Origin of the sequence: Treponema denticola, assembly GCF_024181645.1 — a bacterium.
Lineage (GTDB): Bacteria > Spirochaetota > Spirochaetia > Treponematales > Treponemataceae > Treponema_B > Treponema_B denticola_A.
The window spans coordinates 2,122,174-2,145,036 of the sequence record NZ_CP058624.1 but is presented as its reverse complement, the minus strand read 5'-3'; the positions used below and the strand labels follow the sequence as shown (position 1 = coordinate 2,145,036).

The 22,863-nt window shown below is 37.1% G+C and carries 29 protein-coding genes; 12 read left to right on the top strand and 17 right to left on the bottom strand.

Annotated elements, in window-relative coordinates; all coding sequences use genetic code 11:
* The 8 genes from HO345_RS10005 to HO345_RS09970 form a co-directional block, all read right to left on the bottom strand.
* Window positions 1-840, bottom strand: coding sequence for an FAD binding domain-containing protein (locus tag HO345_RS10005; RefSeq protein WP_253682785.1), 840 nt, complete (start codon window positions 838-840; stop codon window positions 1-3).
* Entirely contained in the window at window positions 840-1,301 is a 462-nt protein-coding gene (locus tag HO345_RS10000; RefSeq protein ID WP_253682784.1) for a (2Fe-2S)-binding protein, read from the bottom strand. Before HO345_RS10000 ends, HO345_RS10005 begins: the two co-directional genes overlap by 1 nt.
* 78 nt (window positions 1,302-1,379) lie before the next feature.
* Window positions 1,380-1,955: an NTP transferase domain-containing protein gene (locus tag HO345_RS09995; RefSeq protein WP_253682783.1), complete on the bottom strand. Its 576-nt coding sequence runs from the start codon at window positions 1,953-1,955 to the stop codon at window positions 1,380-1,382.
* A gap of 45 nt (window positions 1,956-2,000) precedes the next feature.
* Window positions 2,001-2,960 carry an XdhC family protein gene (locus HO345_RS09990; protein ID WP_253682782.1) on the bottom strand — a complete coding sequence of 320 codons (960 nt, stop codon included), beginning with the start codon at window positions 2,958-2,960 and terminating at the stop codon, window positions 2,001-2,003.
* Between the two features lie 38 nt (window positions 2,961-2,998).
* Window positions 2,999-4,543 carry a BCCT family transporter gene (locus tag HO345_RS09985; RefSeq protein WP_253682781.1) on the bottom strand — a complete coding sequence of 515 codons (1,545 nt, stop codon included), beginning with the start codon at window positions 4,541-4,543 and terminating at the stop codon, window positions 2,999-3,001.
* 11 nt (window positions 4,544-4,554) lie between these two features.
* Complete coding sequence (locus HO345_RS09980; RefSeq protein ID WP_253682780.1) at window positions 4,555-6,051, bottom strand: HAL/PAL/TAL family ammonia-lyase; 1,497 nt, start codon at window positions 6,049-6,051, stop codon at window positions 4,555-4,557.
* A 156-nt stretch (window positions 6,052-6,207) separates the two neighbouring features.
* Window positions 6,208-7,068, bottom strand: a complete 861-nt coding sequence (locus tag HO345_RS09975; RefSeq protein WP_253682779.1) for a DUF4300 family protein — start codon at window positions 7,066-7,068, stop codon at window positions 6,208-6,210.
* Window positions 7,069-7,134: 66 nt separating this feature from the next.
* A complete protein-coding gene (locus tag HO345_RS09970; RefSeq protein WP_253682778.1) occupies window positions 7,135-8,913 on the bottom strand; it encodes an ABC transporter ATP-binding protein in 1,779 nt (592 codons plus the stop codon).
* Between the two features lie 24 nt (window positions 8,914-8,937).
* Here HO345_RS09970 and HO345_RS13155 point away from each other — a divergent pair, with 24 nt between their 5' ends.
* Window positions 8,938-9,072 carry a DUF2871 family protein gene (locus HO345_RS13155; protein ID WP_366796674.1) on the top strand — a complete coding sequence of 45 codons (135 nt, stop codon included), beginning with the start codon at window positions 8,938-8,940 and terminating at the stop codon, window positions 9,070-9,072.
* 89 nt (window positions 9,073-9,161) lie between these two features.
* Here the strand turns inward: HO345_RS13155 and HO345_RS09965 are convergent, their stop codons facing one another.
* Complete coding sequence (locus tag HO345_RS09965; RefSeq protein WP_253682777.1) at window positions 9,162-10,049, bottom strand: PD-(D/E)XK nuclease family transposase; 888 nt, start codon at window positions 10,047-10,049, stop codon at window positions 9,162-9,164.
* A 201-nt stretch (window positions 10,050-10,250) separates the two neighbouring features.
* On the opposite strand from HO345_RS09965, the gene HO345_RS09960 reads away from it, so the two are divergent.
* The 11 genes from HO345_RS09960 to fliP are packed head-to-tail and all read left to right on the top strand — an operon-like array spanning window position 10,251 to window position 19,630.
* Window positions 10,251-11,624 (top strand): flagellar hook-length control protein FliK, encoded by a 1,374-nt coding sequence (locus tag HO345_RS09960; RefSeq protein ID WP_253682776.1) that lies wholly within the window; start codon window positions 10,251-10,253, stop codon window positions 11,622-11,624.
* A gap of 11 nt (window positions 11,625-11,635) precedes the next feature.
* Window positions 11,636-12,145 (top strand): flagellar hook assembly protein FlgD, encoded by a 510-nt coding sequence (gene flgD, locus HO345_RS09955; RefSeq protein ID WP_253682775.1) that lies wholly within the window; start codon window positions 11,636-11,638, stop codon window positions 12,143-12,145.
* A 12-nt stretch (window positions 12,146-12,157) separates the two neighbouring features.
* Window positions 12,158-13,549 carry a flagellar hook protein FlgE gene (gene flgE, locus HO345_RS09950; protein WP_253682774.1) on the top strand — a complete coding sequence of 464 codons (1,392 nt, stop codon included), beginning with the start codon at window positions 12,158-12,160 and terminating at the stop codon, window positions 13,547-13,549.
* Between the two features lie 25 nt (window positions 13,550-13,574).
* Window positions 13,575-13,772 (top strand): flagellar FlbD family protein, encoded by a 198-nt coding sequence (locus tag HO345_RS09945; RefSeq protein WP_253682773.1) that lies wholly within the window; start codon window positions 13,575-13,577, stop codon window positions 13,770-13,772.
* A 21-nt stretch (window positions 13,773-13,793) separates the two neighbouring features.
* Window positions 13,794-14,573: a motility protein A gene (locus tag HO345_RS09940; RefSeq protein WP_253682772.1), complete on the top strand. Its 780-nt coding sequence runs from the start codon at window positions 13,794-13,796 to the stop codon at window positions 14,571-14,573.
* 1 nt (window position 14,574) lies between these two features.
* On the top strand, window positions 14,575-15,294 hold the full coding sequence (motB, locus tag HO345_RS09935; protein WP_010693151.1) for a flagellar motor protein MotB: 720 nt from the start codon (window positions 14,575-14,577) through the stop codon (window positions 15,292-15,294).
* Between the two features lie 42 nt (window positions 15,295-15,336).
* Complete coding sequence (locus HO345_RS09930) at window positions 15,337-15,882, top strand: flagellar basal body-associated FliL family protein (RefSeq protein ID WP_253682771.1); 546 nt, start codon at window positions 15,337-15,339, stop codon at window positions 15,880-15,882.
* A gap of 14 nt (window positions 15,883-15,896) precedes the next feature.
* Window positions 15,897-16,931: a flagellar motor switch protein FliM gene (fliM, locus tag HO345_RS09925; protein WP_253682770.1), complete on the top strand. Its 1,035-nt coding sequence runs from the start codon at window positions 15,897-15,899 to the stop codon at window positions 16,929-16,931.
* Window positions 16,924-18,132: a flagellar motor switch protein FliN gene (gene fliN / locus HO345_RS09920; RefSeq protein WP_010693146.1), complete on the top strand. Its 1,209-nt coding sequence runs from the start codon at window positions 16,924-16,926 to the stop codon at window positions 18,130-18,132. Before fliM ends, fliN begins: the two co-directional genes overlap by 8 nt.
* Before the next feature lie 26 nt (window positions 18,133-18,158).
* Window positions 18,159-18,815 carry a flagellar biosynthetic protein FliO gene (gene fliO, locus HO345_RS09915; protein ID WP_253682769.1) on the top strand — a complete coding sequence of 219 codons (657 nt, stop codon included), beginning with the start codon at window positions 18,159-18,161 and terminating at the stop codon, window positions 18,813-18,815.
* Window positions 18,815-19,630: a flagellar type III secretion system pore protein FliP gene (gene fliP / locus HO345_RS09910; RefSeq protein WP_253682137.1), complete on the top strand. Its 816-nt coding sequence runs from the start codon at window positions 18,815-18,817 to the stop codon at window positions 19,628-19,630. Before fliO ends, fliP begins: the two co-directional genes overlap by 1 nt.
* A gap of 32 nt (window positions 19,631-19,662) precedes the next feature.
* On the opposite strand, the gene HO345_RS09905 is transcribed toward fliP, so the two are convergent.
* The 8 genes from HO345_RS09905 to HO345_RS09875 all read right to left on the bottom strand — a co-directional run bounded on the left by HO345_RS09905 (window position 19,663) and on the right by HO345_RS09875 (window position 22,752).
* The gene (locus tag HO345_RS09905; RefSeq protein WP_253682768.1) at window positions 19,663-20,139 is read right to left on the bottom strand and encodes a hypothetical protein; all 477 of its coding nucleotides are present in this window, start codon (window positions 20,137-20,139) and stop codon (window positions 19,663-19,665) included.
* Between the two features lie 99 nt (window positions 20,140-20,238).
* Window positions 20,239-20,454, bottom strand: a complete 216-nt coding sequence (locus HO345_RS09900) for a BrnA antitoxin family protein (RefSeq protein ID WP_010693108.1) — start codon at window positions 20,452-20,454, stop codon at window positions 20,239-20,241.
* Complete coding sequence (locus tag HO345_RS09895; RefSeq protein ID WP_010693105.1) at window positions 20,438-20,740, bottom strand: BrnT family toxin; 303 nt, start codon at window positions 20,738-20,740, stop codon at window positions 20,438-20,440. Before HO345_RS09895 ends, HO345_RS09900 begins: the two co-directional genes overlap by 17 nt.
* A 319-nt stretch (window positions 20,741-21,059) precedes the next feature.
* Window positions 21,060-21,308 (bottom strand): type II toxin-antitoxin system VapC family toxin, encoded by a 249-nt coding sequence (locus HO345_RS13150; protein WP_366796672.1) that lies wholly within the window; start codon window positions 21,306-21,308, stop codon window positions 21,060-21,062.
* Window positions 21,274-21,528, bottom strand: a complete 255-nt coding sequence (locus tag HO345_RS09890) for a hypothetical protein (protein ID WP_253682767.1) — start codon at window positions 21,526-21,528, stop codon at window positions 21,274-21,276. The genes HO345_RS13150 and HO345_RS09890 overlap by 35 nt, the downstream gene beginning before the upstream one ends.
* A 127-nt stretch (window positions 21,529-21,655) precedes the next feature.
* Window positions 21,656-22,045, bottom strand: a complete 390-nt coding sequence (locus HO345_RS09885) for a type II toxin-antitoxin system VapC family toxin (RefSeq protein WP_016512100.1) — start codon at window positions 22,043-22,045, stop codon at window positions 21,656-21,658.
* The gene (locus tag HO345_RS09880) at window positions 22,045-22,257 is read right to left on the bottom strand and encodes a DUF2281 domain-containing protein (RefSeq protein WP_010698210.1); all 213 of its coding nucleotides are present in this window, start codon (window positions 22,255-22,257) and stop codon (window positions 22,045-22,047) included. Before HO345_RS09880 ends, HO345_RS09885 begins: the two co-directional genes overlap by 1 nt.
* A 240-nt stretch (window positions 22,258-22,497) precedes the next feature.
* A complete protein-coding gene (locus HO345_RS09875; protein ID WP_253682766.1) occupies window positions 22,498-22,752 on the bottom strand; it encodes a hypothetical protein in 255 nt (84 codons plus the stop codon).
* Between the last annotated feature and the right edge of the window lie 111 nt (window positions 22,753-22,863).

The window sequence follows — 22,863 nt, the reverse complement described above, 5'->3', positions numbered from 1 at the left end:
TCAATCTTCTTTTAAGTTTTTAATTAGGTCTTCAATTAATCCTTCGACCGCCGTTCTTTTATAAAATCTGGAAGAGCGTGTAGGAATTGCATTTTCTATTTCGTTATGTGCAATGTTTTGTAATTCTTGAAGATTAATACTTGAAATATTTTTCCCTTCAAGATAGGTTTCAATATTAACGGCTTTTACAGGCTTTATTCCTACAGCCCCTAAGTAGGCTCTTACATTTGTCAGTGCCCCATCATCGGGTATGTATTCTACAGCACAGCTTACCTTAGAAATTGTAACGGCTTTCCTTGCTCCTACTTTTTTAAATGCACTCACTCTATTTTTTTGAGGAATTAGAATTTCGGTAACAACTTCATTTTTGGTAAGAATAGTTTTTTCCCTTCCGATTATAAATTCATCAATAGGTACGATTCTTTCCTCACCGCTGCAATCAAGAATTTTTACGGCAGCTTCTAAGCAAAATAATGCTAAACTGCAATCTGCCGATTGGGATGCGTTACAGACATTTCCGCCGATAGTTGCTCTGTTTCTTATAAGGGTAGAGCCTAATTCATAAGCGGCTTGGTATAATGCTTTACATTTTTCTTCTATTATATTATTTTCGCAAATTTCGGTCATAGTTATAAGCGAGCCTATATGTAAGAAATATTTTGTTTCATAGACAGTTTTAAATTCTTTTATTTTTGTTATATCGATAATGCTGTAATCGGTAAGCTTACTATTTTTTAAGTGAATAACCAAATCCGTTCCGCCGGCAATTATAAAAGTGGAATCGTCTATGTTTTTTAGCAGGTTTAATAATTCATTTTTTTCCTTAGGAGAATAGAGCATTAATTTACCTCCTTTGCTGCCGCTTCTATGGCTTCAATGATTTTAATATAGCCGGTACATCGGCAGAGGTTTCCTTCTACGGCTCTTTTTATTTCATTTAGGCCGGGATTTTTATTGTTCATCATAAGGGCTTTTGCACTCATTATAAACCCCGGAGTGCAAAAGCCGCATTGTACGGCGCCGTATTCAATGAATTTTTTTTGTAGAATATCAAGTTCTCCGTTTTTTGCAAGACCTTCGATGGTTAAAATTTCGCTGCCGTCTATTTGTCCGGCCAAGACGGTACAGGAGGTAACGGCTCTTTTATCCATAATTACGGTGCAGGCACCGCATTCTCCTTCAGAGCAGCCTTCTTTTGTTCCCGTCAAATTTAGTTCATCTCTTAAAAAATCGATGAGCCTCATTTTTTCATCTACATCCGCTTCAATCGGACGGCCGTTAATTATCGTGTTTATTCTCATTATAAAACCTCAAGCTATATTATACACTAATTTTTAAATTATTAGAATATAGTAAAAATTCGCAAAAAACGAAATTTATTACATACCAATCTTAATAATTTTTTCATAGCTTTCAGTATCATCAATATCAAAGCCTTCGATTGTGTTTTCAATGATTAAAAACTTTGAGTTATTCTCATTTATTAAAGAGGCTCCGCCCTTATCTTTTTCAAGGTTTAATAATTCGTTCTTGTATTTAGAAGGGAGGATTACGGGAGAACCCCGGTCATTCCCGTATTTAGGATAAATAATATAATCTTTGTTTTTACAATAGAATTCCATAAGATTTTTTATTGTAGGAACCGTTAAAAAAGGCTGATCTGCTACAAAGAACATATAAGCATCGGCAGATCCGGATGCCTTTATTCCCTTTTTTATCGATTCCGATTTTCCGATATGTGCAGTTTCATTAGGTACCGGCTTGATTTTTCTTTCGGAAGCATAAAGTGAGATTTCGCTGTCATTTGTTACAATTATTTTTTCCGCAAATTCGATTTTTTCTATATTGTCGATAATGTACTGATATACTTTTTTCTCCCGTATCAAAAGTTTTAATTTATTTTGCGGCATTCTTTTTGAAAAACCGCTTGCCAATATTATTGCAGAAATTTTCATTATAATTATCCTTGTAATTTTTTGTGAGTTTTTAAAAACAAACAGCTATTTATTATTCCTGTAGCTTTGAATTATTTCACCTGCAATGCTTACTGCAATTTCTTCAGGAGTCAAGGCCGAAATTTTTATACCGACAGGAAGGTGAACTTTTTGATTGTAGATATTTTCCAAATCGGTATTTGCAAAATGTTCTTTATAAGAAACAGCTTTGTATTTGTTTCCGACGACGCCGATGTAGTACGGATTTTTACGGAGAACGCTTTCCAATACCGTGATGTCATGTTGATGACCTCGGGTCATTATACAAACATAATCGCTTTTTCGAATATCGATGCAGTCAATTTCGGAAAAATCCATAATAATTTTTTTTATGCCGGGAAAATCTTTTTCGGTTATAAAGTCTTTTCTGTCATCTATGACCGTTACATCAAGATTTAAAAACTTAAACAAGTTTGCTGCAGCTTTTGCTATGTGTCCTCCGCCGAAAATAAATACCTTCATCTGATTTTTTATTTTGGTTTTAAATAAGTCTTCTTCTTTGTATGTGTTGCTGCCGGAGGTAAAAGGATATAGCTTTCCGTTTATTTCTATTGAAATTCCTAAGTCCTCTTTTATATTGTATACTAAATATACATCATTATTTTCAACCGATTCGATTATTTTATCTAAGTATTCCAATGTTTTTTTATTGGTTACATCAATGTATTGATAATGAATAGTGTTACAACCGCCGCAAACCATTCCAAGATTTGCAGCCGTTATTTTTGAAACTTCATAGTTGACATTTTCGGACTGTTTCTTTTCCAATAATTCGACCGCATGGTTTGAAACTTCGTACTCTTGGCTTCCTCCGCCTATTGTGCCTGCATATCTGCCGTCACTGGTAACGAGCATTGTGGCTCCCACTTCTCTTGGGGCTGAACCGTGTTTAAAAATTATTGTTGCCGCTACAAATGGAATCTTTTTTAGAACCAAGGAGCGGGCTTCTTCTATTATCTTTATCATATGGAAAAGCGGGTCAAAGAAGACCCGCTTGTTTTATCTTATTCTACGATTTTGTCCACAAAGAACATTTTGATTGCCGATATTACCTGTAGAATGAAAATGAATAATACGACAAAACCGCCTGCTGCCGCTAAAGACTTAACGCCTGCAACACCTTGTTCACCTCCGCCGAAGGCTGCCATAACGATAGCAACTACACCGATTATAACGCCCCAAAGAACTTTTAAATATCTGGGAGCTTCGGAACCGATAGGTATGTTTTTGATACACATGGATGCAACATTGTTTGCAGTTGCATCGGCTGCGGTTACAAACGATATCAAAATTACAAAGAGGTTTACCGGTACAAGTATTGCAGCAAGAGGAATGTTCTTTATAAATTCAAACAGTCCCATGACCGCATTTGAATTTTGAATTACACCTACCAAGTCGACTTGACCTGTCAACTGCATATTTAATGCCGTGCTTCCCCATACTCCGAACCAAACGATGCCGAATACTGCGGGAAGAACCAGGTTTACAAGTAAACATTCTCTGATAGTTCTTCCGTAAGAGATTTGTCCTAAGAAAATACCTGTTACGGGTGCATAAGCTACCCAGAATGCAAAGTCAAAAAGTGTCCAAGAACGGGTAAGAGGTGCTCCTCCGATATCGATAGGATCCAATCCCCATCTCCAGAAGTTATGAAGCCATTCAGCCATACCTGCTGTGGTATTTCTTAAAATATAAAGGGTTGGGCCCGTCACGAGTAAAAGTATAAGTAATCCGTAATAGAAGTATGCATTAATACCTGCGAGCTTCTTTAATCCCTTATCAAGACCTACGTAAGAAGAAAGTGTAAACATTGCAACAATTAAAATACCTACTACAATGAACATTGTCAAATTGTTTGATAATCCGTATGAAGCATTTAAACCGGTTATTATCAATGTTATACACATTGTCAATGCTGTACATAAACCTATGGCGATTGCAAGCATTGAAAGGGTGTCGATAATACTTGATGCAACTCCTTTTTTTATTTTGTCTCCGAATAGGGGCTGTAAGGTTGAGGTTACATTTAATTGTTCTTTTTTGTTAAAATATATGTAAGCTACAACGATACCAGCAAGGGCATAAATAGCATAAGGAATAAATGTCCAGTTATAAAAACATCGGCCCATTGCAAAGCGGGCTGCTTCTGCAGTTCCGGGTTGGATTCCTACTGCATCGAGTTCTCCCCAGACATTTCCCAAATAGATAATGGGCTCGTTTACACCCCAAGTTACTATTCCTGTTGCAACACCGCCTGTAAGGGTCATAGCAAACCATGTTCCGAAAGAATATTTCGGTTTTGCATCTTTACCGCCGATTCTAACGCTTCCAAGTTTTGAAAACATAATTACACAGGTAATAATAAATACGGCCATTACTGTAATTTGATACAGCCAGCCGAAGCTTTCTAAAGACCATGCAAAAAATGTATTTGACATACTTGTCAAAGCTTCATTGTTTACTATACCGATAATAGCGGCAATTAGTACAAACGAAAATGCCGGAATAAAAACCGACCATCGTATTTCTTTTTTCTTGTTCTCATCCATAAAATTGCTCCTTAGATGTTTAATAATTTTTTTGATTTTATAAACTCGTACATTGTTTCAATGTCGCGGCTTATATTTCTATCTTCGTTGTAGAAAGGTAGGACTTCTCTTATAAGAGAATAGGCTTTTTTTGTACCTTCTCCCAACTTTTTATTTCCGCGCAAGTCTATTGCCTGAGCTGCATGCATAGCTTCAATTCCGATAATATAGCGTATATTATCAAGCATTTGAAATATTTTATAACATGCCAAAGGTAAATTGCTTGCGTGGTCTTCAATAGTTCCTGCCAAAGAATAAAAGTCCATTGATGACGGATTTGCCAAACCTCTGTTTTGGGTGTCAAGCATTGTGAAGGTTTTTTGAATTGTACCGAAAGCAATGGTTTTTACATCTTGGGGCGTTAAAAACCTGTTTAGCTTTGTAAAAGACGGGTCTGCAAGTTTTATCATTCTGTAGCATGAAGTTTTTGACAAATGGCTTAAAGCTGTTGCAAGCATTTCAACTCCGATTGCCAAGGATGTTATTTCAAAATTTGCACTGACAAAGGAAGAATGTTCATCAATTATGATACAGGGATTGTCATCGGTTGTATTCATTGTGGTTAATAATTGCTCTCTGACATAATCCATTGCATCATACATTGTTCCGTTTACGGAATGTGCACACCTAAAGCTCAATGGGTCTTGTAAGGCTCTTTCAGGATCGGGATCATATAAAAAACTGCCTTTTAAAAATTTTCTGCACATTTCGGCTGCTTTTATTTGACCTTTGATTCCTCTTACGGCATTGACATCTTCTCTTAATGATTGAACAACGCCGTTAAGGCCTTCAAGGCTTAAACAAAATATCAGGTTGGACATATAAACCAAATCTTCTATTTCTTTTAAGACAATGGCAGTCATCGCTTCCCCTTGTGCATTACAGGAAACGATACTTAAGCCATCCTTGGGGCCCAGCTTTGCCGGTTTAAGACCTGCTTTTTCCATAGCTTTTTTGGAATTCATAATTTCACCGTTAAAAGAAACATCTTCCTCTCCGATAAAAGCAAGACCTATGTGGGAAAGGGTTGTTATGTCTCCTTCTCCTATGGAAGAGCGCATTGGTATTCTCGGATGAATTCCGTAATTTAAAAAATCCCTGTAATGGTGTAAAAGCTCTGCGGAAATTCCTGTGTGTCCTGTAAGGGCCTTATTTAAGCGTAAAAGCAGGATTGCTCTTACCTGTTCATCTGGATGATAAGGTTTTACACCTAAACAATGGCTGTTTAACAGGTTGCGGTTATAGGTTGCAAAAAAATCTTCATCAAATTCTTTGTCTTTATTCCAGCCTACTCCTCGGTTAAGACCGTAAACGGGCTTTCCTTCGGCTGCCATATCGAATAAGATTTGGCGGGCCTTTTTTACTCTCTCTTCCGCATCATCGGAAATTTTTACCTGCCGATTACCGTATGCAACAGAGTATACATCTTCCAAGGATAATGGCTTGCCTGTTAAAATTAAAGCATCCATAATTAAGCCTCCTTAAATTTGCCTAAATAAGGACCGGATTGGTTCCGCATTTGTCTATAACTGATAGACAAATCAATCTTTTTTTATCTATAAATAGGCTCTTCAAAGATTATATAATATAAATTCCAATATTGCAAGGAAAATTTATTAAATTTTTTAAAAAATTTCCTTATATAGCTCCAATTCTATAAGCTCATTGTTTTCCATGATAAAAGGTTTTGCCGTATCTTCGTCTTGGTAATGTTTATATTTTAAGAAGAGGTAATTATAGCAATCTTCTTTTTTGGCAAATTTTACGGCCTGAAATGGCTCGGAAAAAGAAAGCTTTTCTACAAACAGGAAAGTGTTATTGTTTTGCAGCAATACGCCCGTGTGTCCTATAAAAAGAAAGTCTCCGTCCAAATTGTCATGCAGAACAACCGAAAGCATTTTTGCATTTTTATCGAAACCTACGTTTGCAAAATGTTCTTTCATCTTTTGGGCATGAATGAGGATATCCTTTGTATTTTCGGTTTTTACCCTTGAAAATAATTGTTTAAACCTTTCAGTATCGTTATCATTAAATATTTTCCCTACGGAGATAGCTTCATTATCCATAAACAAAAGAGCATCATCGATAGGGGCTTTTTTAATTTCAATATTATCCTTTAGAAGCATAAAGGCGTTTATTCTGCAATTTGTTCCGATAAAATTGCCTTTTTTAGATTTCCATAATTCGTCTATTTTTTGCTCATCATATTCAGGAGGCTCTTTTTCAAAACCCTTTGTCAAGCCGGTTTTTTCTATCGTTTCATTATAGTCGATAACTCCCCGTATAAAGGCTTCCGCATTTTTGTTTTCCAAATGAGAATTCAAAACAGCTTGAACTTCTTTTATACTTTCACCGTCACTCATGTTCGAAAATAGTGGTTTTTCGTCTTGTACCTCATTTTGAATTGTAAGAGCTTCTTTTGTATCATTGTTTTTTTGGCATGATACAATGAGCATTAGCATAAGCACTGTTAATATTTTTTTCATTATTGTCTCCTGAGTGTCTATTTAAGCTTTCCTTTTTAAAAAAAGTTTTTTTATTCATTGTAATGCTTATTCCAAATAATTTTCTGCCTGTTTGGTAAACATCTCATAATACCGTCCTTTAAGTTCAATAAGTTCATCATGAGTTCCATATTCCTGTATGGTTCCGTTTTCTACCAAGACTATTTTATCTGCATCGCGTACTGTAGAAAGTCTATGAGCTATCATTATTGTAGTAGTTTTATTTGCTTCGCCTAAAATAAGCTCATTCATTTTATATTCGCTTAGAGGATCTAGAGCCGAAGACGGTTCATCTAAAATAAGAAGTCCGAATTTTCCCGACATAATTCTGGCTAATGCTATTTTTTGTATTTCTCCGCCCGACAACATAATACCGTCTGCATCAAACTCCTTTGTAAGCTCCGTTTCGCGGCCTGCACCGCTTTTTTTAAAAATAGAGAGAAGCTCCAGTTTTTCGCATATTGCTTCTATATCGCTTATCGGAATATCTTCGTACAGCGAAATATTTTCTTCTAACGACATAGCATAAACAAGAGGCTTTTGAAAAGCAACACCGATTTTTTTTCGCAATTCCTTAATATTATACTCACTTATTCGGTTGCCGTTTATAAATATTTCACCATTCGTAACATCATAAAACCTAAGCAGTAATTTAACAAGTGTAGATTTACCCGCTCCATTTTCGCCTACAACAGCAATCTTTTCTCCCGGATTTATCGATAAATTTATATGAGAGAGCGAAAAAGCGGAATTCTCATAAGCAAACGACACATCTTTTAGTTCAACCGAAAAAGCCGATTCTTCTGAAGCTAACTTACCGCCGGTACAAGATTCAATCTTGGATTCAATGTCAAAAAATTCGCGGAGTTTTTCCGCATTCAATGACAATTCGTCTGCACCGGTAATGAGATCAATAAGTTCACGAAGTTTAGAGTCCCCGCGGTAAAAAGCGAGTGTCATCATTATATAAAGTCCTACTTCTGCGATATTTCCAACCGTAATATTATAGACAATATAACAAATAATAATAAACTCCGTTAACGCAAAAGTTGTCTCATGCAAAATACTGTAAAGTGCTTGTTTTTTCGAGTATCGTTTAACTATATCCAAATTTTCATTTTCAGTAATGTCATATTTATCCATTATCTTTTTACCGACTAAAGTCGATTTGATATCCGCAGCATATTCGCTCTGATAAAACAAACGTTGAAAATACGAAAAACGTCTTTTTACGGGAACTAATTTCTGTTTATACGCAATATTCATTTTATTTTTTATAAAATCTATTTTACAATGTAAAAACATTTGAATTATTTCTATAGGTATAATCCAAGGTCCTATAGCGGCTATCATCGTAAACAACATAGTTACCGACATAAAATGTTGAATAAATTTACTCATAAAATCGCGTGCGGCAAGAGTTTGTGCTGAGTATTCGGTAATTGCCCAAGCATATTTATTATAATATTCAGGATTATCGATATATCGATAGTCAATAGAGAGTGCTTTTTTATAGATATCCCGCTTAATTTTAAGCTCCACTTCTTTGCTTTTGCGTTGAAAATACGGATACAATACCTTAGGCGTCATATTTTTAATAAACAAAATTCCGCATACTATTGCAGAAAATATTGCTACATACCAAAATGATTTTCCCACAGCTAAAAGATCAACGATTTCTTTGGGAAAATACACATAGAAAAAATCATCGATCGGTTCCAATAATGCGGAAGTCAATAGAATCACAAAAAAATAAACTCGGGCGTACTTCCGATACGGGCGGCATAACCAAAAAATATTTTTTAATCTTTTACCGAAATGCTTCATTTAATTTTTTAAACTCCTTTTTAAATTTATTTAGGAAATAATTACACCTCAAAGGCTCAAGATGCAGCCTTTTCAGGTATAGCAGGAATAGGACACATTCTTTTAGCTCTTGGTCTTATATATACATTTTTGATGATCTTTAAGACAAGAGAAGATTAAAAAAGCCTGTCTAACTTTTTTTTACATAGAATATTTATGTCCGCCTCTAAAATCTTTTAGATTTGAGAGGCTTTTATTTTAGGTTTAAATTATAGTTGTTCGATTTCTTTAATATCCAAGCCTGTAGCCCTTGCAATATTATTGGGTGATAGCCCCATATCAAGTAAATTCCTAGCCGTTTCAAGTGCTTTTTGATGTGAGCCTTCAGCCAACCCTTCTGCTAATCCTATGCTTCTTCCTTTCTCCCGGCCTTCCGCCAAGCCCTCTCTTCTAGCTTCACTGCGTTCATCTTCTACATACATCCGGTATTTTTCGTCAGAGAGTTCTATTGCCATTCGCCTCTCTTCATCAGTTACCCTAAAGAGTGTTGCTTCTGCCATTTTTATACCCTCCTCTAATTTACACAATTTTTCCAACATTCCGCTTTTTTTGTCTTCTTCATAGTTGGCCAAAAACCTTATCCAAAAATCTTTTAAGCTATACTCTTCCAAACTCTTTTTCATAGTATAACCTATTAACTCGTTTAATTCAACATAAAGATATTGAATTATTGAGCTCTCAGGCATCTTTACAAGCTCTGCGTTTTTAGGAACATCGCAGCCGAAAACGGAAAGGCTTATAGCGTACAAAAAGTCATCTTCCTTGGGCTCCGTTTTTAAAAAACGGGAAGCGAGACGCATAAGGTACATTTGACTTCTGCGAGGATAGTTTGTTTTCCAAAACTGCTGCATCTCAAGGTCTACAATAAGGCCGTTGTCGGTTCGAATCAAAAAATCGAGGCGGTAAGTTTCTCCCGAAGGCCTGCCCCGGATAAGCTCGGTATTTATGATTTCGGCCTTTATTATTTTACCGTAGGAATCTTCCAAAAAAGCGTTTAGAAAACTTATCAGAGCCTTGTTGCCTTCTTCACCTTTTGAAAACATCAGCTTAAAAACCCAATCTGTTTTGGGGTTTAAAATAGTTTGTTCATTTGACATAACTTTTCTCCTTAAAATAGCAAATTATTTTGCTGCTCTCACTATTATTATTCAAATTTTTTGTAATATATGGTAATTTTTTTTAAGAAACTTTAAAATTCTTAATTTAAAGCTTGTATAGACTTTTTTCCTAAACCCGCCTTAAAAATAAGCCGAAAATTTATTGAAGTAACATATAGAATTAATGTATAGGAGGTTCATATGCAAGCACTTGATGTTCGTATGCAGGCTTTGCCGGTACAAGAACCGGAAAGAAAAGCTTCTGAGGACTTTAAAAGAGCTGATGCGGAACCTGTAAGAAATGGAGATTCATTCCTGGCAATGATCAAAAAGATGATTGCCGCCGCCAAGGATGGAAGCAAGGAGGCTGATGAAGCCCGATTTGAGGATGCCCGTCTTAGGGAAGCCGAAATCAGGGATTTATCGCTTCAAAAGGAAGCAGGAAGGCAGAATACGGAACTATCATCTGAAGACCATAAGTCTAAGAAAATAGATGCTGAAAATCTGCTTAATTCCAAAGAAGCTTATTTAAAAGATTCCAAGAATTTGCTAAAGAAGCCGAAGAACGAAATTCAAAAGCCGAACTCAGAACATTTGCAGGCTGAAAAGACTCAAAAAGATGCTCTTGAGCTAAATCTTAAAATTCTCAATGAGGATTTTAGTGATGAAATTAAGGACTTTTTGCCGCAAGACGTAAAAGAAGATGAAACTATTTCTCTTCTTTCCGATGAAGCTTTAAAAAAATTAGACAAGGCGGAAAAGAAAAAAACTCAGTCCTTTGACGATGAAAAGACGGAACAAGCCGGAAAGTTGGGGCTTTTATCCAAGGCCGATAAAAAAGACTTATCAAAAAAACTTTCTTTGCAAGCCGAGGCAGCTCAGGAAAATGTAAGCAAAAAACCGGTTTCCAAACCTAAACCGAAGATTTCTGTAGAAGACTTACGTTCAATGCCTTCTGCCCAAGCGGATGCTGCCATTCATACAACAGCTTCGGAATCGCGGGTTGAAACGGACAACTCCGTCGATATGGTAATCGATTTTAGCGGCAAAGCTCAAAATGCATCACAGGGCGGAGAGGTGCAAAACACTCAAACCGGAAGCGAAGCTCAAAAAACAAGCCAAACTTTTTCTGCTATGTTGACTCAAGAAATACGGGAAGCTGCAGCAGACTTTGTACAAGCCGGAAAAATAGTTCTCCGCGACAATAATGCAGGAGAAATAAGACTCCATCTAAGACCTGAAAATCTGGGAGCCGTAAAAATCAATTTGGAGCTGAGCGAGGGAAAAAGGGTTACGGGAACAGTAACTGTTGCCTCTAAAGAAGCCTACGAAGCCTTTGAGAAAAATTTGGATAATTTGGCCGAAGAATTTAAACAAAACGGTTTTGAATTTGCCGAATTTAATTTAGATTGGTCGGGAACTTCAAGTCAAGAAGGATTTGCCGAAAATTTTGAACCTTTTTCAGGATTTGCTTATAAAAATCAAGAACAAGATTTAAGGCAGCTTGAAAAAACGGCCGATAATTTGAGTACCTACAGTTATGTCTATGGTTCGACTGTAGATCTTTTGGCTTAAAGGGGTATTTTATGCAAGTAAATAACATTAATAGAAGTGCCGTAGATACGGCTTTTGAACAAGCTGAGATGATGAAGAATTTTAAATCCGAGATGAGTCCTGAAGAAAAAGCTCTTTTAGGTCTACAGGTTGACACCTTAAATAAACAGAATTTTGCAGAAACAAGGGTTCCGAAGCAGCAGCTTGGAAAAGACGACTTTCTTCAGCTTTTAATTGCCCAGCTCACACATCAAGATCCTACATCTCCGATGGAAGACACTCAATTTATAGGGCAAATGGCTCAATTTTCATCCCTTGAGCAGATGACCAATATGAACAAAAACTTTGCAGCCTTAAATGAGCTTATGACAGGCTCATCGGCAGTAAATGCCGTCGGCAAAAAAGTTGACTTAGACCTAGGGTCTTCACAGGTTTCCGGTTATATTTCGGCTGCAACACGCGGTATAAATCCGGAAGTTATGGTAAACGGAAACTGGTACAACTGGTCTGCCGTTAAAACAGTTTATGCAGAAAACAATTAGGAGGCAATAATTATGATGAGATCATTATTTTCCGGCGTAACCGGAATGCAAAATCACCAAACAAGAATGGACGTTATCGGAAATAACGTTGCCAACGTAAATACAACAGGTTTTAAGAGGGGAAGAGTAAACTTTCAAGACTTAATTTCACAGCAATTAAGCGGTGCAGCCCGTCCTACCGAGGAACTCGGCGGTGTAAACCCCAAAGAAGTCGGCTTGGGTATGATGGTCGCAAGCATTGATACAATCTTTACACAGGGAGCCTTGCAGACAACAGGTGTCAACACCGATCTTGCAATTCAAGGAAACGGCTTTTTTATTCTTAAAGACGGAGAAAAAACTTTTTACACAAGGGCCGGTGCCTTCGGTATCGATAAAGAAGGAACCTTGGTAAATCCCGCAAATGGAATGAGAGTCCAGGGCTGGATGGCTGAAGAAGCTGACGGTTTCAGGATAATCAACACATCGGGTCAAACGGAAGATTTAAATATTCCTATAGGTCAAAAACTTGACGCAAAGGCAACCACAAGTGTAAACTATGCTTGTAACCTTGATAAGAGACTGCCTGAATTGCCCGAAGGAGCAAACCGGGCTCAAATTTTGGAATCTACTTGGTCTACGGAATTTAAGGTATATGACAGTTTCGGTGAAGCCCACGAGCTTCAAATCGATTTTGCCAGAGTCCCCGGGGAAGTAAATGCTTGGCAGGCAACAGTAAATGTTGATCCGACAAATGCGGAAGCCACAGCTACCCGTGTAGGAATTGGAACAACCGACGGCGTTCAAAACAGCTTTATAGTCCGTTTTGACAATAACGGACATCTTGCTTCCGTTACCGACACTGCAGGAAACTTAACGGCTCCCGCAGGACAAGTTTTGGTTCAAATTTCGTACAATGTAGTAGGTGCAAACCCTGATGAGGCCGGAGCTCCCACAAGACATACATTTGACGTAAACTTAGGCGAAATCGGAACTTCCAAAAACACCATTACTCAGTTCTCCGATAAGAGCACAACAAAGGCCTATGAACAGGACGGATATACTCTAGGTTATCTTGAAAACTTTAGAATCGACCAAAGCGGTATTATCACCGGCGTTTATTCCAACGGTGTAAGGCAGGAAATAGGTCAGATAGCTATGGCCGGTTTTGCCAATCAGGGCGGTCTTGAAAAAGCGGGACAAAACACCTATGTTCAGTCCAATAACTCAGGCATTGCTAATGTTTCTACGTCGGGAACCGTAGGTAAGGGCTACTTTATCGGCGGAACTCTCGAAATGAGTAACGTAGATTTAACCGACCAATTTGTAGACATGATCGTAACTCAAAAAGGCTTTCAGGCAGGAGCTAAAACAATACAAACTTCAGATACAATGCTTGAAACAGTCTTGAACTTGAAACGATAGTATGGTATAATATAGGGTATTATTTATGATACAGGTAACGCGGCTAAATGGAACAAAGTATTGGATTAATCCTCATCAAATTGAAACCATTGAGTGTAATCCCGATGTTACTTTGCAGATGCTTTCAGGAAAGTATTATGTAATTAAGGAAAGGCCTGAAGAAATTTTGGAGTCCATAGTCGCGTACCGCCGTAAAATCGGCGTATTTAAAAATGAGTTGTAGTAGAAGTAAAAAGGGGTAGATATGGATATAGCGTCGTTTATAGGAATATTCGGAGGTATAGCAGTTGTTGCATTCGGTGCCATCCTCGGCGGTTCGGCCGGAGGACTTATTCACCCGGCTTCAATGTTCATTACAATTGGCGGCTCTTACATGTGTCTTTTTTTAACCTATCCTTTATCCTATACGATAGGAATCTTCAAGGTCGTTGCGAGAGTTTTTAAGGTAACCGATTACGGTGAAAAAGCTCTGGTTCAGCGTTTTGTTGCCTTATCCGAAAAAAGCCGCCGTGCAGGTCTTCTTGCCTTGGAAGAAGAAATTGAAGACTTTGAAGATCCCTTTATGCGCTCCGGTTTAAGGAACGTAGTTGACGGTATTGACGGAGAGGCTATCCGCTCCCTCATGGAAAACGAGCTTAATCAAATGGAAGAGCGCCATAACACATGGATATCCTTAGTAAACGCTTGGGCAACCCTCGCCCCCGGTTTCGGTATGTTGGGAACGGTTATAGGTCTTATCGGTATGTTGTTAAACTTGGATGATAAAAGTGCTCTTGGTCCTAACATGGCTACGGCTCTTGTTACAACCTTTTACGGTTCTCTTATGCAGAACTGGCTCTTGGTTCCTATAGCAACAAAGCTTATGTACCAAAACAATATGGAAGTTAAATCTAAAGAAATGATTATAGAAGGTGTACTTGGAATTCAAGCCGGAGATAACCCTCGAATCTTGGCTCAAAGGCTTATTACATATTTGACGCCTTCCGATAGAAAATCAATTGAGGCGGAAGTATTAAAGGATTAAAATGGCAAGGAAAAAGAAACACGGTGCAAGTGCCGCCGGAAGCGGTTGGCTTACCACTTATGCAGATATGGTTACTCTCATGCTTTGCTTTTTCGTAATGCTTTTTGAGCCGTCTGAGGTCGATGTAACTCAGCTTATGGCTCTTTCCGCATCAATAAGCGGTGACCCGACCGGAGGCGGCCTTTCTGTTTCTGCAGGCAGGCTTTCAGACCTCGGAAACACAATAAGCTCCATGCCCTCAATGGAAAAAGGGAAGATGCTTGCAAGTGCCTTAAAAAAAGCTGTTTCACTTTTTGCTCCCGAAATCAAAACAAACAAAATCGCAGTTACAAGCGATGAGAGGGGGATAGTAATAAGCTTGGCATCGGACGTTTTCTTTTATCCCGGAAGTGCGGAGCTTAATATTGCCGAATCCAGAGATACGCTTTTAAACCTTGCTCAGTTTTTATCTTCACAAGATTTGGCTTCTCATAGATTTAGGGTTGAAGGGCATACCGATTCCGGTGTGACGGATCCGGATGTATGGAAAAGTAATTGGGAGCTTTCATCTGCAAGGGCAATAAATATTTTGCACAGCCTTACAGACTTCGGAGCTCAAGAATCCAGATTTTCCGTAGCAGGTTATGCAGACACTCGCCCTATCTTTTCAAATGATACGGCAGAAGGAAGAGCCTACAATAGGCGGGTTGATATAATTATTCTTGATGATGCACACTTTTAGTAAAAATAAAAATGTGCCGATTATAATAGTAAGGAGAAAATTATGGCTGATAATGACATGATAGATGATGATGATATTCAGGAAAATATGACTTCATCTGTAGATACCAAAAAACGAGGCGGCGGTCTTATACCCATGCTGATAAAATGGGTTGCTATTGTATTGGTTGCTATAATATTCGTTGTTACCGTTGTAGTTATTACAATGAACATAAGGGATAAAAAAGGTAAAAATCAGTCAATAACTCCCGTTTCTGAAGAATATCGTGAAACAAGGGATGTTTTGCAGTGGTATCAGGCAATCGGTATTTTGAAGGTACATACGGCAGATAGAATTCCTGCAACCTTGATAGTAGATGTCGCCTTAGGCTATACTAACAACGATAAGTCAACACCTCAAGAGCTTTCTGCAAGAAAGGTCGAAATAATAGACTTTTTACGCTCTTATTTTAAAGGCAAGACTACTGCTGAATTAAGACAGGAAGAAAAAATAAAGATTGAAATAAAACACGAAATAAACGATAATGTACTTACAAAAAATAAAATAAAGGATGTTAAATTTACGCAATACGATATTGTTGAACAATAAAGGATAGGAGAGCCATGACAGAAGTTCTTTCGCAGGATGAAATAGATCAGCTTCTCACCGCAATAAGCTCAGGAGATACGGAGACAGAAGATTTTCGTGCCGTTAATGATACCCGTAAAATAAAAATTTACGACTTTAAACGTCCCGACAAATTTTCTAAGGAGCAGATGAGAACGGTACAGATGATGCATGAAACCTTTGCCCGTCTTACAACCACTTCTCTTTCCGCTCAGCTGCGAAGCATGGCTCATGTTCACGTAGCAACTGTAGAACAGCTTACGTATGAAGAATTTATAAGATCAATACCTACGCCGACAACCTTGGCGATTATAAACATGGATCCCTTAAGAGCAAGTGCCCTTTTGGAGATAGACCCCTCGGTTACCTTTTCGATTATAGACCGCTTATTCGGCGGTAAAGGACAGGGTTCAAAAGTTCAGAGGGAGTTGACCGAAATAGAAAGCTCTGTTATGGAAGGCGTTATAGTCCGTATCCTTGCAAATATGCGGGAAGCTTGGACTACCGTAGTAGATTTACGTCCCCGTTTGGGAAACATAGATACTAACCCTCAGTTTGTTCAGATTGTAACTCCCTCTGAAATGGTTCTTTTGGTAACCTTGGAAACTAAAGTCGGTGAAGAAGAAGGAATGATGAATATCTGTCTTCCTTATATTACTCTTGAACCGATTATTTCAAAGTTATCGACACAGTTTTGGTTTTCTTCGGTTAGAAGGGCTTCGACAGGACAATATGCGGCAGCTATTAAGGATAAACTTTCTTCGGTTGAGGTTGATATGGTTGCCGAGGTAGGATCCTTGGATGTTTCAATCAAAGATGTTCTTAACTTGAGAGCCGGAGATGTTGTACGCTTACCCAATGTGAGGATTGGAGATCCTTTTAAGCTTACAGTAGGAAGCAGGCCTAAATTCTCCTGCCAACCCGGTGTAAAGGGTAAGAAGTTAGCAGTTCAGATTTTGGAAAAAATAGAAGATATTAGCGGTGATGAATTCGAAGAATTAACATCGGAAGGAGATGAGTTGTATGAGTGATGGTTCAATTTCTCAAGATGAAATAGATGCTTTGTTATCGGGAGTAGGAGGAGGCGGAATTGCATCGGCTCCTGCTGCAGGTGCAGGCGATGATTTGGCTGCTTTTAAAAAAACGGCCATGCTTCAATTTACAAAAGAAAATATCCCGGGACTGTCTTCTAATTTGGAGTCTATGACGGGTAAAACTGTCAGCATTTCGGAGCCGGTTATCGAGCTTTCCGATAGAGAGACATTTTTAAGAAAAGTATCCGAAATGGCTGTTGCTACCCTCATTGATTTTTCCGGGGCTATGAGCGGTGATCATGCCTTTATGATGAGTCCTGAGCTTGCAAAGAAAATAGTCAGCTTGGTAAATCATGAAGACAATGTAGAAATAGACGATATGGCCCTTTCGGTTATAAGTGAGACAATCGCTCAATATGTGGGTACGGAACTTAGTTACCTTGAGCGTGCCGGACTTACCGGTGTTGCATCTTCTCCGGCAGAATCTTCACATGTTCCTAAGGCTATGATGAGATTACCTCAGCGTAACTTTGTAAGCATAACTTATAATGTGAAGCTTGATGATTCTGCATATCAACTGTGGGAGATTCTTTCTGAGGATGTTGTCGATAAAATAACCTCTACGATTGCGGGTCCTGATCCTTCAATGCAAGGAATGGGAGGCGATACCGGAATGCAGGGTATGGCTGCAATGGGAGGTATGCAAAATATGGGTGCAATGCAAAACAATGGAATGATGGGCGGTATGCAGATGGGTTCTATGCAAACAGGCGGCCCTGCACAGCAAATGTTCGGTTCAGGTATGCCCCAAGGTTCGCCTCAGCAAGGAGGAAATATGCAGGCTATGAATAATATGGGCATGATGCCCCAAATGGGAATGGGCGCCAGTGTTCAGCCAGTTCAATTTCCGCCCCTTCAGGGTTTTGTAAGTCAGGAGGAGCAGGGTAATATCGGTCTTATCATGGACGTTTACATGGAAATGACCGTAGAACTAGGACGAACAAAGCGCATGATTAAGGAAATTCTTGGAATGGGTGAGGGGCATATTATTGAGCTTGATAAACTTGCCGGTGAACCTGTAGACGTTCTTGTAAACCACAAGCCTATAGCCAAGGGAGAGGTTGTAGTTATAGAAGAAAGTTTCGGTGTCCGTATAACCGAAATTCTATCTCCGGCTGAGCGTATTTCGGATATATAAACTTAAAAATCGGGTGGGGGCCTTTAATGAGCTTGGGGAAAAAGCTGTTATTTATTCTTTTCTTTTTGTTTTCGGTTTTCTTGTTTGCAGAAAATGACGGAACTTCTTCGGATGAGGATTCCCTGCCTTCAGAGTCGGGTATTCTATTGGACGCAGGTACAAAAGGAAATATTGAAAGGAATGATGGGAATACCGCACCTGCCGGAAATGAAAATGCTTTTGATTTGAATGTTGCAGAAAGAGCTCAATCTCCTATTTCCAGACTGTTACAAGTTCTTGTATCTTTAATTATAGTATGTATTTTGGCCTATGTTGTGCTGAAATTTTTAAAAAAATCTTCACTATCTTTTTCTTCGGATAGTCCTTACCTAAAAAGCGTTGCTTCAATTAACATTGCTCAAGGAAAAAGTATTCATGTTATTACCTTGGGCGAAAAGGCGTACATTGTAGGCGTTACCGATGCTTCAATAAATATGATAGGGGAAGTTGAAGATAAAACCCTTGTCGATACCATGAATTTGGATGCTGAAAGACGCAGCTCTTCTCCCAAACAAGACTTTGCTTCTATGCTGTCCTCAGTTTTTAAAGGCTCAAAGAATAATGATATTGATGTAGATTTTTTTGAAGCACAACGTGAAAGGTTAAACAAGGCTGCTAAAGCTCAAGTGCCGGAGGAAGAATGATGAAAAGAAATCTTTTAATTCTAGTTTTTTTCGGTATGATTCTTTTTATTCCGGTTCAAGTTTTTTCTCAGTCGAGCTTTCCCGACGGCACTACGGCCGGAAGAACTGATGCCGATCCTAATAGGCAGGCTGGGAGAATTCCTTTTATCGATTTTTCGATAAGGGAACCTTCGACAAATAAAGATGTCGCCTTTTCGGTTCAGCTTTTAATTTTTATTACGCTTATCTCGATAGCTCCAAGTCTTTTGTTATTGATGACGAGCTTTTTGCGTTTAAGTATTGTTCTGGATTTTGTTAAAAGGGCCTTATCTCTTCAGCAAGTGCCGCCGACTCAGGTTTTAAACGGAATAGCCTTTTTTCTGACTCTGTTTATTATGCAGCCGACCTTTACCCAAATATACAATAACGCTTATAAACCTATGAGTGAGGGACAAATCGGAATAGAGGAAGCCTATAGAGAGGCGGAAAAACCCATGCGGTATTTTATGTACAAGCAAATGCAAAAAAATCCGACCCATATTCGCACCTTTATGGCTATGTCTAAACTTCCAAAACCCGATACTCTTGCAGATGTACCGACCCATATTTTAATAGCTGCCTTTATATTACATGAGCTTACAATAGCTTTTCAAATCGGAATATTTTTATATTTGCCCTTTATTATAATAGATATGATTGTCGCCAGTATTCTTATGTCTATGGGTATGATAATGCTTCCGCCCGTCCAAATATCCATGCCGTTTAAATTGATTCTTTTTGTTATGGTTGACGGCTGGGGACTCCTCTTCGGTAAATTATTTGAATCGTTTTTATAAAAAATCACTATATTTTACCGATAAGGCAATGTTTATTTTGCTAGTTTAATATCGGTATATAAAGTATTTTCTGATATTTGGTCTTTTATTGTATAATAAAGGCATAAATAATACATTGCTTTATTTTTATACAGTTCTATTCTTTCAGCACAATATTCACCAATATACACTTCTCTCCCTATTTTATTAAAATCAACATTTTCAGCTATTAATTTAAAATCTTGTTTTAGCGTTTCTTCCCATTTTTTTTGATTTTGTCTTATTTCCTCTTCAAACTCTGGAATAATTGAGATCAATCTTTCCATTTCCAAATACATTTGCTTTTCCCAAATAGATACATATTTTCCAATAATGCTCTGCCATTCATAATTAGTAACCCAACTCTGCATATCTATTTCATATTGCTTATCAATTTCATTATTTTTTGGAAAATAATCTTTATTTATCACTTTCGAGAAACATGGAATACTTATAATTAAAACTAATAATATTAAAAATAATTTTTTCATTCTTATACCTTTCCATTTCTATGGGTTATTTATCTAAAATTCACTTAACCTGAAACAAGGCTTGTCCGCAATGTCGGCTTTGAAGCGAGTGTATGTTTTTTATTTTGCAAAAGAAACCTGTAAATGTTTCTTGTTTTTCACACAATCAAGCAAATAGTAATTGATAATATTTTGATATGGCATTCCTGTTTCTTCGGACATATTCTTAAAATATTCAATCACAGTATCATCAAGTTTAATTGTTATTTGTTGTTTTGATAGTTTTCCAATATATGGATTTTTTGTTGCATTTGAAAAATCATATTCTTCTCTCATTTTTATCTCCTCCATATTGCTTCTTTTCATTGGTTGTTGCTTTTCTTGCAGAAATTATTCTTATAACTTCATCATTCACTCGGTAGCAATGACATACAACTAGTATTTTTGATTTATTACTTACTCCTAAAATAATAAATCTGTCCTCTTCATCCGAATGTTCCGGATCTGATATTAAAATTGCATTGGGATCGTAAAAAACACTTTCAGCTTCTTCAAAAGAAACTTTATGTTTTTTTAAATTTATTTCCGCTTTTTCAAAATCCCATTCAAATCTTATTTTCATAATTATATTATAACTATAATTTTTGTATTTTGTCAATAAAAAAAGCGAGTTTAATGTCAGATGTATGGTAACGTTTGCCCTGCCGAACCGTTACTGCGTTTCGTAGTTGCAAGAGCCGTCAGCGTGGCAGTGCCTCGAATTGAATTAAAATTATTAGCCCATGTCTAATAGTTTTTTCCTCATACATATTTTACCCTATCAAAATAGTTCAATTCTTACGCGCCTCATAAGCGGCGAAGCCATCAAGCTAACATTCGCCTAACCTGTATTTGCGGTTTGTCCATAATGTCAGGTTGAGGTGCGGGGTTAGATTATATCCTTATAATTTCAAAAATTCTTCTGGAATTATAGTGAAAAATTTACATAAGTTTAAAATTAATGCTTTTCTTTCTTCTACTGTCTTATCTTTTCGTAAGATGAAAAATAAATCGACCAATGAATGAGATGAAATATACCCTCTATTTTCTCCTGTAATGCAAGAATTAATTATTCTTGAAGCATTTTCAGAATAAGGTTCCCTGTCTTGTACAAGGTCAAGAATTATGTTCGTATAAATGAGAATACGCATATTTTTCATCCAGTGCTTCAGAAAGTTCTTTTGCCGTGTCTATTTCACGTTTTACACTGCCTTTTATACTATCAAAAAAAGACAATCCGCTTTCAATTGATGAAGCAGTAGTCTTTTTTTTATAAAAAATTAATGTATTTATCCTTTTAGAAAGTATTTCTAAGTCCGGTAATTCAAGAGTGTCCAACTGATTAAAATAGGAATAAGCAATATCAGACATATCAGCCTCCTAATCGATTCCATTATATCATACTTTCAATAAAAAAACACCTATCTAACATTGTTTTAAATCGCAATGCGGCTCGTCCGCAATGTCAGGTTGAAGCGGGTGTTAGGTTTTATTGATTTTACCAAATAGTTTTTACATCATATAACGGAATATTTTCGTCCGTAGTTATGATTGTTAAATCATTTTCAAGTGCTTGCGAGATTAAAATTCTATCAAATGGGTCATTATGTCTTACATTATCTTGAAACGGCAGATTTCGAATTCTGTTGAAATCATCAAGTGTAATCGGAAGTTTTCTAAATCCTGCTCGTCTACACATCTCATCTATTTCATATATAGTATGAGCAAATTCCAATTTTTTCTTACTTTGTTTTATTGAAATCTCCCAAAATGAGGCATAACTGTAAAAACAAATATTAGATTCAATGATATCTTTAGCATTTTTTGACAATCGATCATTTCCGAATAAATACCAAAGAATTGTATGAGTGTCGAGCAAATACTTCATTACATATACTCTAAAAAATCTTCGAGAGGTTCATCAAAATCCGGAGACATATAAAAAGGTTCATTTTTCCAAACGCCAAAAAGAGATTTTTTTTCAGAAACAGCATCCTCCTCAGGAAATTTCAATTTTATCAAGCGGATAAAATCAACAACTTCACTTATTGCAGCATGAGGAAGCGTTGCAATTTCTTTTTCTAAAACTGTGTAAGGCATATATGACCTCCTATACGATTCTATTATATAATAAATTCATAAAATTTTCTACTTATAGTAGTTAATAATACTGTAAATTTAGAAAAATGCTTCATAAAGTCATTATACAATTTTATCTTTGTCGTTCAATGAATAACTTTTGAAAATATATGTTGGAGGGCACCTCTATTTTCTCCTGTAATGCAAGAATTAATTATTCTTGAAGCATTTTCAGAATAAGGTTCCCTGTCTTGTACAAGGTCAAGAATTATGTTCGTATAAATGAGAATACGCATATTTTTCATCCAGTGCTTCAGAAAGTTCTTTTGCTGTGTCTATTTCACGTTTTACACTGCCTTTTATACTATCAAAAAAAGACAATCCGCTTTCAATTGATGAAGCATTAGTCTTTTTTTTATAAAAAATTAATGTACTTATCCTTTTAGAAAGTATTTCTAAGTCCGGTAATTCAAGAGTGTCCAACTGATTAAAATAGGAATAAGCAATATCAGACATATCAGCCTCCTAATCGATTCCATTATATCATGCTTTCAATAAGAAAACACCTATCTAACAAAAATTGAATGCAATCTTAAGTGTTTGAGTCGTATATATTAAAACTTATAC